This window comes from Clostridium carboxidivorans P7 (genome assembly GCF_001038625.1).
Lineage (GTDB): Bacteria > Bacillota > Clostridia > Clostridiales > Clostridiaceae > Clostridium_AM > Clostridium_AM carboxidivorans.
In genome coordinates this window covers 2350101-2362770 of the sequence record NZ_CP011803.1, presented here as the reverse complement: position 1 = coordinate 2362770, position 12670 = coordinate 2350101, and the positions used below count along the sequence as shown (strand labels likewise).

13 protein-coding genes are annotated in these 12670 nt (G+C 31.7%); 9 read left to right on the top strand and 4 right to left on the bottom strand.

Annotation, left to right across the window (positions count from 1 at the left end; translation table 11 throughout):
- The first annotated feature begins 84 nt into the window (after nucleotides 1-84).
- From Ccar_RS10195 to Ccar_RS10170, 6 genes are all read left to right on the top strand, one after another.
- On the top strand, nucleotides 85-534 hold the full coding sequence (locus Ccar_RS10195) for a YsnF/AvaK domain-containing protein (protein WP_007062559.1): 450 nt from the start codon (nucleotides 85-87) through the stop codon (nucleotides 532-534).
- Between the two features lie 117 nt (nucleotides 535-651).
- Nucleotides 652-1320 (top strand): YsnF/AvaK domain-containing protein, encoded by a 669-nt coding sequence (locus Ccar_RS10190; RefSeq protein WP_007062560.1) that lies wholly within the window; start codon nucleotides 652-654, stop codon nucleotides 1318-1320.
- 387 nt (nucleotides 1321-1707) lie between these two features.
- Complete coding sequence (locus Ccar_RS10185; RefSeq protein WP_007062561.1) at nucleotides 1708-2745, top strand: J domain-containing protein; 1038 nt, start codon at nucleotides 1708-1710, stop codon at nucleotides 2743-2745.
- Between the two features lie 12 nt (nucleotides 2746-2757).
- Nucleotides 2758-3684 carry a hypothetical protein gene (locus Ccar_RS10180; RefSeq protein ID WP_007062562.1) on the top strand — a complete coding sequence of 309 codons (927 nt, stop codon included), beginning with the start codon at nucleotides 2758-2760 and terminating at the stop codon, nucleotides 3682-3684.
- Between the two features lie 24 nt (nucleotides 3685-3708).
- A complete protein-coding gene (locus tag Ccar_RS10175) occupies nucleotides 3709-4923 on the top strand; it encodes an adenylosuccinate synthetase (RefSeq protein WP_007062563.1) in 1215 nt (404 codons plus the stop codon).
- Nucleotides 4924-5004: 81 nt separating this feature from the next.
- Nucleotides 5005-6684, top strand: coding sequence for a flavin monoamine oxidase family protein (locus Ccar_RS10170; protein ID WP_007062564.1), 1680 nt, complete (start codon nucleotides 5005-5007; stop codon nucleotides 6682-6684).
- Between the two features lie 756 nt (nucleotides 6685-7440).
- Here Ccar_RS10170 and Ccar_RS10165 read toward each other — a convergent pair.
- A complete protein-coding gene (locus Ccar_RS10165) occupies nucleotides 7441-7836 on the bottom strand; it encodes a pyridoxamine 5'-phosphate oxidase family protein (protein WP_007062586.1) in 396 nt (131 codons plus the stop codon).
- 128 nt (nucleotides 7837-7964) lie between these two features.
- Between Ccar_RS10165 and Ccar_RS10160 the strand changes: the two genes are divergently transcribed.
- Nucleotides 7965-8300 (top strand): winged helix-turn-helix transcriptional regulator, encoded by a 336-nt coding sequence (locus Ccar_RS10160; RefSeq protein WP_007062587.1) that lies wholly within the window; start codon nucleotides 7965-7967, stop codon nucleotides 8298-8300.
- A gap of 154 nt (nucleotides 8301-8454) precedes the next feature.
- On the opposite strand, the gene Ccar_RS10155 is transcribed toward Ccar_RS10160, so the two are convergent.
- The gene (locus Ccar_RS10155; protein WP_237737338.1) at nucleotides 8455-9423 is read right to left on the bottom strand and encodes a LysR family transcriptional regulator; all 969 of its coding nucleotides are present in this window, start codon (nucleotides 9421-9423) and stop codon (nucleotides 8455-8457) included.
- Between the two features lie 106 nt (nucleotides 9424-9529).
- Here Ccar_RS10155 and Ccar_RS10150 point away from each other — a divergent pair, with 106 nt between their 5' ends.
- Nucleotides 9530-10297, top strand: coding sequence for a sulfite exporter TauE/SafE family protein (locus Ccar_RS10150; RefSeq protein ID WP_007062589.1), 768 nt, complete (start codon nucleotides 9530-9532; stop codon nucleotides 10295-10297).
- An 85-nt stretch (nucleotides 10298-10382) separates the two neighbouring features.
- Here the strand turns inward: Ccar_RS10150 and Ccar_RS10145 are convergent, their stop codons facing one another.
- Nucleotides 10383-10739, bottom strand: coding sequence for a winged helix-turn-helix transcriptional regulator (locus tag Ccar_RS10145; protein ID WP_007062590.1), 357 nt, complete (start codon nucleotides 10737-10739; stop codon nucleotides 10383-10385).
- 230 nt (nucleotides 10740-10969) lie between these two features.
- On the opposite strand from Ccar_RS10145, the gene Ccar_RS10140 reads away from it, so the two are divergent.
- Nucleotides 10970-11596, top strand: coding sequence for a flavodoxin family protein (locus Ccar_RS10140; protein ID WP_007062591.1), 627 nt, complete (start codon nucleotides 10970-10972; stop codon nucleotides 11594-11596).
- Between the two features lie 98 nt (nucleotides 11597-11694).
- Here Ccar_RS10140 and Ccar_RS10135 read toward each other — a convergent pair whose 3' ends face one another.
- On the bottom strand, nucleotides 11695-12507 hold the full coding sequence (locus tag Ccar_RS10135) for an alpha/beta fold hydrolase (protein WP_007062592.1): 813 nt from the start codon (nucleotides 12505-12507) through the stop codon (nucleotides 11695-11697).
- Nucleotides 12508-12670 lie beyond the last annotated feature (163 nt).

Below are 12670 nucleotides of genomic sequence, written 5' to 3'. Positions count from 1 at the left end.
CATATTTCCCAAAGGATATATTACTTCAGCAAGGATAAAATATTAATGAATTCAAAAATATGTACTTGTAGGAGGTAACTTATTATGGGGATATTTGATAATATTTTAGGCAATGACGATGATAAGAAGAAGGATAAAGATGAAGGAAGACTTACACTTCATAAGGAAGAGCTTGATATAAATAAAAGTAGGGTTCAAAAGGGTGAAGTTGAATTAAGCAAAGAAATTGTTGAAGAGCAAAAAACAGTGGATGTTCCAGTGACTCATGAAGAAGTTGTCATTGAAAGAAGATCAATAGACAATGAAGCTAGTGATACGCCTATTAGTGATGAAGAAACAATACGTATTCCAGTAAGTGAAGAAAAGATCAATGTAGATAAACACACTGTGATAACTGGAGAAGTGTCTGCTCATAAGCGTGAAGTTGAAGAAACAGAACATGTTGATGAGAAATTAAAAAGAGAAGAAGCTCGTATAAACACAAATGGTGATGCAGAGATAATAGATAAAAATTCAGATGATGGTTTCCATTAAGAAATTTATCCAGTTATTCTTAGACTCAGGTTGGGTATTAGCAATGGCAGCGATGGGATAAAATAAATTAGAAAAACACCTCTCAAATTCAAGAGGTGTTTTTTAGGAGGATGAGGTATGTTAAATAAAGATGTACCTAATAAAAGAAATGTTCAATATTTAACAAGTGCTTTCGTTGGTGGAATAATTGGTTTTATAATTGCTATTTTGTACAAGTTTTCTATTTTAGCTATACCTGGATTTATAACTATATTTGCAGTTACAGCAATTGATCCTATGATAACTGGAACTATATTAGGTATTGTTATTGGAATAGTTATAGGTGGACTAATAGCTCAAAGCAGCACATATAAGAACAGAGATGAAACCATTTTAAAGGAGACTTCTCATGATGTGAGCACTGATGTGAAAATGCAGCTTCGTAAAGAGCAAATGAAAATATCCAAGGACAAAATACAAACTGGAGAGGTATCCATTCACAAAGAAGTTTTAACCAAAGAGGAAAATATTACTGTACCTGTAAAACAGGAAGAGCTAGTTATTGAAAAAAAGGTTTTTGATCCACAATCCCATGATGAATCAAAGGCCCACACTGAGACTATTAGAATACCTATCAGTAAAGAACGTATTGATATACACAAGGAACCAGTAACTTTAGAGGATGTTTCAGTTAGTAAGCATAAATATAAAGAGATAAAACATATAACTGAAACACTAAAAAAGGAAATACCACATGTTGATATTAAAAAAATTAAAGGAAACAATAAGCAAAAAAGAAAAAGGTAGAAATGAAAATGGAGCTATAGCTTAATATAGTTCCATTTTTATTTAATCTGATTTCGCTATTTTAGAGGACAGTGAAGGTGAGTTTTCTTCCTTAACTATTAGCTAAAAAAATTGCTTTCTTAGAAATTCTCAAAAAATTTATGATTTATACCAATTATTAGCTTTAAAAATGAATTAAATGCTTATTGCTAATAAATACAAAGTTATACTCTGCTATTTGCTTTTTGACATAAAAATTTAATATGTATATAATGATAATAACAAATTGATAATAACAAATAAATAATATTAATCTTGTGGATGTATCGTAATAAATTGTAAAACTTAGAGTGATCAAATAGTATCATTGCTAAACAGATGAATTTTGTAAGAGGGGAGGGGTAACTGATGTTTACTGTAAATGAAATATTAACAATGAAAGAACCTGGAGACTTGTTTTCTAACAGTAAAACAATAAAAGAACAATATCACAAACTAACAAAATACTGGCATCCAGACTTCAATTTCAATTCTAAAGAATCTCAGGATGTTATGGCTAAAGTTAATGAATTGTATTTTAAAGGATTAGACCTAATAAAAAATGGAAGCTGGAAAGCAGATGGTTTCATAAGACTATCTGGAAAAGATAATAAAGTGTACGAACTTAAATATCGTATTTCTCATGATTTTGAATTAGGTACTATGTATATAGGAAACACTGCTGTTTTGTATCTAGTAGATGAAAACAATAAAGATTTATATGAAAATGCTGTTAAAATCATTGATAATTTTACTTATGCTGATTTAGGAATGAAAGAAGAAGTATCAAAGTATTTACCTATGATACTTGGTAAATTTGAAACAAAAGATAATAAGCTGGGAATTGTGATACAAAAAACATCTGATTTGTTTTTATTAAAGGATGTATTGGATTACTTTGATGGGAATATTCCTGAAAAACATACAGCTTGGATATTAAGCAGTTTATATAACCTTGTATGCTACTTAGACTATGCAAAGCTGTCACATAATTCAATATCATTAAAAAACTATTTTGTTTCACCTGAATGTCATAGTGGTGCTTTATTAGGGGGGTGGTGGTATGCAGTACCTCAAGGAGAAAAAATGCTTGGAGTTACTGAAGAAACTTATTCAATTATGTCACCACAAGTTAAAAATACAAAAGTTGGTGATATTTCTACAGACTTAGAATCAATTAGGCTGATTGGAAGAGAGCTTTTAGGTGATAAAAATGGTACTAATCTTAATTCCAAAAGTTTTATACCTGCTCCAATGATAAATTGGGTTAGGGGCGTTTCTTATCCAAAAGCAGTGGAAGATTATGAAAACTGGATGAAATGTTTATATGACAGTTTTGGAGAAAGAAAATTTACAATAATGAATTTAAATGATACTCAGCTATATGAAAAAATAAAAAAATTTTAGGAGGTATTAATTATGGGAACTGGTAGATTTAATTATAGTGATTGGAAAAATTATGCAAAGGATACTGTATCAAAAGCAAAGAGTGCAGCAGATATATACACATCTAGGTCTATTGTGGATGAATTAGACCCTAAAAATATTAAGATGAGGGAATCTTGTGATTCGCCAAGTAATCCAAATTCAACACCTATAATCATAGGCTTGGATGAAACAGGTTCAATGGGCTGCATTGCTGAATCAATGGCAAGAGATGGGTTAGTTACTCTTGCAACAGAAATATATGATAGAAAGCCTGTACCTGATCCACATATAATGTTCATGGGTATTGGCGATGTACACGCAGGAGATAGGGCACCACTGCAGGTTACACAATTTGAAGCAGATATTAGGATTGCAAAACAATTAGCTAAAATTTATCTTGAAGGAAGAGGAGGAGGAAATAGTTTTGAAGGGTATATTCTCGCATGGTATTTTGCTTCAATGCATACGAGAATAGACAGCTTTGAAAAAAGAAAGAAAAAAGGTTTCTTGTTTACAATAGGTGATGAAGAACCAACACCTAACTTATTGGCTTCTCACATTGAAAGGGTATTTGGATATAATCCTCAATTTAAAGAATTGTCAGCAGAACAATTACTGACTATGGTAAGCAGACAGTATGAAGTATTTCATTTGATTGTAGAAGAAGGACACCACATGCGTTATGGCAGAGAGGAAGTTATAAGAAAATGGAGAAACCTCCTTGGTCAGAGAGCTATATTACTTTCAGATTATAAAAAAATGAGTGAAGTTATTGTTTCAACTTTACAGGTGGTAAATGGTGCAAATACTGATACTGTAATATCAAGTTGGGATGGCTCTACAGCACTTGTAGTGGAAAAAGCTATTAAAGCATTAGACAATAATGCTAAATCAAATGATGGTATTGTAAGGTTCTAATTTTTTAAAAAGAAGGTGTTGTAAATGAAAAATATCAAAGTTGTTATTGGTGCAAATTTTGGAGATGAAGGTAAGGGGCTGATGACGGATTATCTTTCATCTACTTTAAATAATGGGATAGTTGTAAGATTTAATGGAGGTGCTCAGGCAGGTCATACTGTTGTAACTCCAAATGGAGACAGGCATGTTTTTGGACATTTTGGTTCAGGCTCGTTTTTAGGCTTACCAACCTATTTAAGCAGATTCTTTGTAGTTAATCCTATAACTTATATTAAAGAACTTAACAGCTTAAAGAGCAAAAATGTAAAATCTGTTATATTTATGGATAAGGATTGTTATGTTACAACACCATATGACATGATGATAAATCAAATAGCTGAAATGTTTCGCGGCAGGAATAAACACGGAAGCTGTGGATTAGGGTTCAATGAAACTATTCAACGCAGCATATCTAAAAATTGTTTCAAATTAACAGTTAAGGATTTGAAAAATGAAACGCTAGTTAGAAAAGTGCTAAAAAATATTAAAGACTTATATTTAGAAAAAAGATTGATGGAATTAGGAGTAGATAATGTTCCAGATATGTTTTTAGATATCATTTCAAGTAAAGAGATAGTTGAAAATTATTTGTTAGACATTAAAAATATGATTAATACCATAACTATTACAAATTTAAAAATGTTGGATTCATATGATAGTGTATTATTTGAAGGTGCTCAAGGGCTTTTGCTTGACCAAAATCATGAATTTTTTCCTCATGTTACACGATCTAACACAGGAATGAAAAATGTAAGTAAATTAATAAAAGAAGCTGGATATAGTATGGAAAATACAGAAATTGTATATGCAACAAGAGCTTATATGACAAGGCATGGAGTTGGTCCATTTCCAACTGAATTAGAAGCAAAACCCTATGAAAAAATAGAGGATTTAACTAATGTGCCAAATCCTTATCAAGACACATTAAGATTTGGTTTACTAGACCTTGACCTTTTAGCAAAAACAATACAAAATGATTTGTTAAATGCAAAAGGCTTAAAGTATAAAGTTAATATATCAATCAGCTGCTTAGATCAATTAGATGAAGAAATAGATTATTACTATAATTCAAATAAAATGAAAACTTCAGTAGATGATTTTATTAAAAATGCGTTTGAAGCAGTTGATGTTTCAGAAGGATATTTAAGTTATGGTGCTTCCAGGAATACTATTAAAAATATAATTTACAGATTCAATTAGAAAGTTAACTTAGTTGGAATTAGATATATAACATTGAATATACATGTTATTAAGGAATATTTTTAGGAGTTGTAGTAACTTATGGAAGTATATAGAGCTGATATTCAACCATTCAATCCATCTAATGAGCAAAGATATGCATTGTTAAAAAATGCATTACGCAAGTCAGGTAGACTAGGTGACTTTAATAACATTATTAAGCTTTTAGGTCCTCCGCCGGATATTTTAAATTATGCATATCCAGGTGAATTTAAGAAAATTAAGGTAGGTATTATAGGTGGAGGTCTTGCTGGTATGTCAGCAGCTTTTGAACTTAGAAAACTTGGGTTTGACATAACAGTGTTTGATGCTCTAAAAGATAGAGTGGGTGGAAGAGTATATACTTACTATTTTGATGAAGATAAAAAGTTTTATGGGGAACTTGGTCCAATTAGAATTCCAGTAGCACATGAAACTACCTGGCATTATATTAATCTTTTTGGACTTGCTACGCAGCCATTTATTCAAAACAATCCTAATAACTTTGTATATGTACAAGAAACAAGAGCTAGAAGAGATCCTAAAAGCATTGAAAAAAAAATATATCCAAAATATAATTTAAGACAAATAGAAAAAAATACAACCTGGCCCAAACTTTATGAATATGCAGTGCATTTTTTTATGAATAAGCTGCGTCCAGAAATAAGAGCTGAAATTTTAAAAATTCTTCCTAAATATAATCCAAGTTATAATACTTTACTTAATATTAGCATCCGTCAAAATTTTGAAATGCTGGGGCTTAGTCCTGATGCTATAGATATGATAGCAAGTGTTGATGCATTTACAGGTGCACTAATTGATTTATCCTACAATGAAGTACTGCAGGAAGATTATCCAGAAAATTTTTCTTATCTTTACAGAGTTGCTGGTGGCAATGTAAACTTGCCAATTGCATTTTACAAGTCTCTAACATCTAAAGTACCTAAAGAATATAGAATTCCTCAGAATGAACTGGGAAAGGTGACCTGGAAAGGCGGCAGTCAGGTATTGGGAATATATAAAACTGAAAATGAAAAAAAGGTTGTATTGAGATATCAAGGAAATAATATTAAAGGAGAAACTACAGAAGGATTTGACTATGTTATTTGTGCCATCCCATTTACAACACTTTCAACTATGGATATTGCACCTTTCTTTAGTAATAGAAAAATGCAGGCAATAAGAGAAATAAATTATGTGGATGGACATAGAACTCTACTACTATGCAAAAAGCGTTTTTGGGAAGAAAATGCGGATTACGGAAGGATTGTAGGTGGCGTGTCTAATACTGACCTATCTATAACAAATATATTATATCCTTCAGATCATGTTATGACTGGAGCTAACCCAAATGAACCAGGAGTATTAATAGGTTCATACAATTTAAACAAATATGCTACACATATAGGGGCTATAAAGGGAGATGCACACTTCCAGCAAGTTAAAAGACAGGTTGAGCAAGTTCATGGTCTTCCTAGAAATTATCTAGATTCTATAGTAACACAGTCAAAATTTATCCATTGGAATAATGAAGAATGGTTTAGAGGAGCCGTGGCATTTTTTACACCAGAACAAAAAAGAATTTTTTCACATAATATTTTAAAACCAGAATACGATAATAGGGTGTTCTTTGCAGGAGAACATACCTCTGCAACCCATGGTTGGATGCAGGGGGCTCTATCCACCGGAAAATTAGCTGCCAACAGTTTAGTTCGCAGTGTTAAGGCTGAAAGAAAAATGTAAGAATATATAATAAGTACATTGCGACACAGCTTTTTAGGCGGAGTCCGCGTTGAATATATGGTGTATAAAAGCCAACCGTTCATTAAGGAGCTCTAAATGCCTAAAATTTAAAAATCCCTACCCGCTCAAATGTCCCTTCCTGGGACTTTCGCGGCTTGAATCGTCTTGATTCAAATTACGGGATTTTTAAAATTTTAGTCATAAGAGCTTCTAAATTTACTCAAAAGCTTTTATGCACCATATATTCAAAGCTCCCTCCACCTAAAAAGCTGTGTAGTAACTATTGTAATTTTAATATAAAAAATTGCTTATAATACACTATGATATAAAGCGTAGCTTTCATAATACCCAACTATTTGCCTTAAAGGTATTGATAAATATAATTTTGAATTACTAAAATGACTTATGACAATTTAATTATATGGGTACGTTTGAAGTTACTAGTTTGGATTTTAACTTTTATACAGTGATATATGATAAGTGTGTCATCACATTAGCTAAATTGTTTTAGTATTATTCTTAGCTTAAAATTTTTGAAAGTCTTAGAACTTTAGTCCTGTCTGAGGGAACCGAGTTTGACAAAGTTCTTAGGCTTTCAAAAATTTCGAGCTTTAGAATAATTAAAACATTTAGCCGTGATGACACACTTATCATATATCACGGAGTAAAAGTTAAAATCCAAACTTCCACTGCATTTTTACAATGTATAATTTTTAGACTACAAAAGTTAAGTATTAAATAGAAATTTAGTTAGGATTATAGTGAAAATGTTTCAGGTTCAGCAGTGAAAGAAGAAATAGTAGCTGTTCCTTTAGTAAAGTACAATGTTGCAAAAATTCCATCATCAACGCTGTACATGGATTTTAAAGATGGAACAGCTTCAAGTGCTAATTCTTTTACTTCACGTCTATCATCATTTGCAATTTCTCCAGTAATACGAATCCATTGACCTTTTTTGTTCATAGCACTGATTTCAACCTTAGGGTTTTCCATCATTTGTTTAAAACATTTTTTTGTATTATTTGAGACAATATATAGTTTTCCTTCATATTCAAATACAGCACCAAAAGGTCTTACTCTTGGTTGATCTCCTTCGTTAGTTGCTAGGTAAAAAGTACCACTTTCTTTTAAAAATTCTAATGCTTTTTTCATAGTTATTGCTCCTCTCATATATGTATGTTAAAATTGATTATGCAATAATAATACCATGTACAATAATAATAACAAGTACGATTTTTCGGTAATGTAAGTATACAAAAGATACTATGGGAGGAAATATAATGGAGAATACCAATAGTCTTTTTGGAAAATGTCCATATTTTACAGCACAAAAAGTATTTTCGGGAAAATGGTCAATTTTAATTATGTATCATTTAAATGAAGGGCCACTGCGTTATGGGGAACTACAAAGAAGAATGGATGATATCACACAAGCTACATTAACAAAGCAATTGAGGATGTTGGAAGACTTTGGACTGGTTAGCCGACATGTTTATTCGGAAATTCCACCTAAAGTGGAGTATTCGTTAACTGATTTAGGAAAAGCATTTAGACCAGTGTTAAAAGAGTTCAGAATTTGGGGAGATAAATATATTGAATATATTAAAAGTAAATAGATGGCAATATAGTTACAGAAAATAATCTTTTTGGAGCTGTCACACTAGGAATACATACTACAATATGTCATGTTAGTTTTTAATTTATAAAACACCATATTGTAGATAAATTGACTAGTTAAGCAGCTCCCTTTTTATACATTTTTCAGCAAGTTCAAGGAATAAGTTTATTTTTATAAAATTCTGCAGTGTAATCAATAAAACGTTTAGTGGCTTTAGTAACATATCTCTTTTTATTGTAAGCAATAGCAACTCCACGCTTTGGCATAGGACATTTCAATTTGTAAAAACGGAGATTTTCTGCATCAGGAGAACATTTTATAAGGGTGTCGGAAATGAAAACAGCTCCAAGTCCTTTTGAAGCAAACTCAAAAGAAGTCATTTGTTGATTAAAGGACATCTTTACTAATGGGTTAATGTGATAATAATCAAAAATAGCCTTTGATCTTCCAAAAATTTCATTTGTGGGCTCTAGCAATAGGAAAGGCAAATTTTCCATACCGTATAGTCCAATAGCGGGTTGGTTTTGAGAAAGATGCTTATTTTTTTTGATTTCCTCAGATGTCATACCGCAAGCAAAAATTTTTGCATCTACAGTAATATTCAAAGGTATACCCAGTAAAATTTGATTTTCAAATAAAGGAACAGATTGGAAGACTTCTTCTTCAAACCAATCAGTATCTAAAATTAAGTCAATGCTTCCTTCTGTCAGCATATTTTTAAGTACAGGAAGAGGTGCTTCCTTTGCAGCAATTTCTATTCCCGGATACTGATTTGAAAATTCAACAATAAGTTCAGGAAGCAAATAGGTCATAGATATGATAGCACCACCAATTGTAATTTTTCCAACTTTAACTTCATTTAAGTTTTCAAAGCAGTCAGCACATTCTTGTTCTATTGATACAATCTTTTCCACTTTATCTATGTATATGTGTCCCGCAGCTGTTAACTTTAGTGGGGATGTTCTTCGTTCAAATAAAGGTTGACCAATTTCCTGTTCCAATTTACGAATTGCAATACTTAAAGCTGGCTGTGTCATATGCAAGTTTTCTGCTGCCTTTGAGAAGCTTCCAGACTTGTATACTTCATAAACATAATGCATGTTTTGAAACAATTTTATCACCTCAGTATAAATTAAATTTATATATATAGTAAAATATATAAATTTGATTATATAACAAAACAATGATAATATCAACTCATCAATAAAGCTTATAAGGAGATTGAAAATGATTGAGTATATTATCGTATGTCCATTGGTTTTTTTTGCCGGTTTTGTAGATGCAATTGCAGGTGGTGGAGGGCTTATATCCATTCCAGCCTTTATGATTTCTGGAGTCCCAGTTCATCTGGCTATTGGTACAAATAAATTGAGTTCAAGTATGGGTACAACTATAGCTACATATCGCTATGCTAAAAATGGCTATATCAAATTGAAATTGGCAGCCTGTAGTGCTGTTTGTGCATTGATGGGATCATCAATTGGTGCTGCAATTGCTTTAAAAATTAATGATTTTTACTTTAAAGTTTTAATGCTAGCTATATTACCAATCACTGCTTTTTATGTTTTGCGCAAACGTAATTTTGAAGAAAGTGAAGACATTAAAACATTATCAAATGCTAAAACCTATTTAATTTGTATGCTTATAGCGTTTTTGGTAGGAATGTACGATGGTTTTTATGGACCTGGAGCAGGAACATTTCTACTATTGTTACTTACAGGTGTTGCACATTTGGGTTTAAACCTGTCAACAGGAACCACGAAAGCTATTAACTTATCTTCAAATGTGGCAGCATTAATTACCTTTATGATAAATGGAAAGGTAATTCTTATTTTAGGATTAGTTGCAGGCTTATTTAATATTGCAGGAAATTACATTGGTGCTGGTTATTTTACCAAAAAAGGGGCAAGAATAGTACGACCTATTATTATGACTGTATTAGCCATATTCTTTGTTAAAGTGTTATTTGACATATTGCCTGCACAGCTTTTTTGAGGGGACAATGAAGGTGAGTTTTTTATATGAGAAGGTGTTTAAAATTACTTTTTTGAGTAATTTTAAACACCTATCTTTTCTTAAGTTATTCTGATTTATTACAAGGTGTTGGTACATCATTTAATTTAAAATAGTCTTCTCCCCACTTACAAAGTAGCTTTACTATAGGAACAAATGTATTGCCCAGCTCAGTAAGTGAGTATTCTGTCTTAGGTGGAACTACAGGATAAAGAACACGATTGACGATGCCATCGATTTCCAGTTCTTTCAGCTGACGACTGAGCATTCTTGGCGTTGCCTGTGGAATACGTTTTTGTATTTCATTATATCGAAGCGTCTTATCAATGAGTTCATATATTATAATGGCTTTATACTTCCCACCAACAATATCCATTGCGGCTTCTACTGTACAGTGATAACTTTCTAATTTAGCTCTATCCATATTAAATCTCCTTACTATCAAAAAGTATAGTATATAACTAAAAGTATATTATATAACAAAAAAGTGCATTATTGCTAAGTTGCTTATTTACGATATAATTATAGTTGAGGCAAGAAGGAATGTCAATTTACTTAGAATATGGCTATTTCAACATGGAAAATATAATTATATAGCAATATACTATTTTTCACTGATAGTATGAGCATATAGAATAAGGAGGAAAAATAAAAATGAAAGTTTTATTATTAAATGGTAGTTCAAGAACTAATGGATGTACTTATACAGCATTAGAAGAAATTACAAAAGTTTTAAAAGAAGAACAAATTGAATGTGAGATTGTGCATATTGGTAATCAACCAATTCGTGATTGTATTGGTTGCAATAAATGTGGAGATTTACACAATGCTTGTGTATTTGAGGATGATAGTATAAATGAGTTATTGAAGAAGGCAGAAAGTGCAGATGGTTTCATATTTGGTACACCTGTTTATTATGCACATCCTAGTGGACGTTTGCTATCTGTTTTGGATAGATTGTTTTATGCGGGTTCAGGTGTATTTAGACACAAACCGGCTGCTGCCATTGCATCAGCAAGACGTGCTGGAACTACAGCATCTATAGATGTACTTAATAAGTATTTTACTATTGCAGAAATGCCAGTTGTATCATCTACTTATTGGAATATGGTGCATGGATCTACACCTGAAGATGTTAAGAAGGATTTGGAAGGATTGCAAACTATGCGTAACATTGGCAAAAATATGGCATGGCTTCTTAAGTGTATTCAACTAGGTAAGAAACATGGCATTGGTATTCCTAAAACAGAAAAAGCTGTTTGGACAAATTTCATACGTTAATGTTTTTTATAAATTTGAATTTAAGAATTACAATTTTTAGCCGGTTAATACCGGCTATTTTTATGCATTTTCTAATAAAACAGTGATTTTTTCAAACTTCATTCTCCAATAAATTTCATCAATTCTTCGTTAAATTTATCTTGTTCATCATAGAACGACCCATGACCACTGAATTCAAAGGGCACAAGTTTTGAATTTTTAATGTTTTGGTTTTGTATTTTAGCTAGTGAAAATGGAACGACTTTGTCATGAATGCCATGAATAATTAAGGTTGGAACATTTATTGCTGATAGGTCAGAAAATAGTACTTCTTTTATCCAAGTATTTGCAATGGATGCAGTTGCCCAACCTGCTGCCTGTAAACCTAATTGAAAGAACCAATCAGAGAATGATTTGGTTATATGTTTAAAGAAAAAAATATCACCGAAATCACTGAGCATTTTAGGACGATCTGTGTATGTTCCCTCAATAATTTTAGTTACGGACTCCTTTTCTAAACCATATGGGAAATTTGGGCGTTTGATAAGACTAGGAGCTGCTGCGGCAAAAAGAGCAAGTTTAGATACTCCGTATCCTTTATAACGAGACATGTATCGAATAGCTATAGCTCCACCAGTTGAATGTCCTGCTAGTGTAAAATCATTTAAATTTAATGCATTAACCACACATCTAACATCGTCTGACAACCTATTGTAGTCGTAACCTCCATAAGGTTTATCTGAATTGCCAAATCCTCTAGTATCTATTCCGATGCATCTGAAGCCCATCTTAGGAAGCTTATCAAACTGATATTCAAACAGCTTATGACTTCCAGGCCAACCGTGTAGAAATAAAATTGTTTTCTTGCCCTCGGGATTAAGATCCTGTACATAAATTTTTACATTTGGCTCTACTAGAACATAATATTCCATGGAAATACCTCCATTAATAAAAACACTTTATTAATAGGCTATTCTTCTTGCCATAAATATGTGATTTGTCCTTTTGCTTTAATTTAAAATAAAAAAGCAAGGATACATTAAATTGGGGAATTTAATGTATCCTTGACTTTTATATAAATCTTTAGGGTTTAGG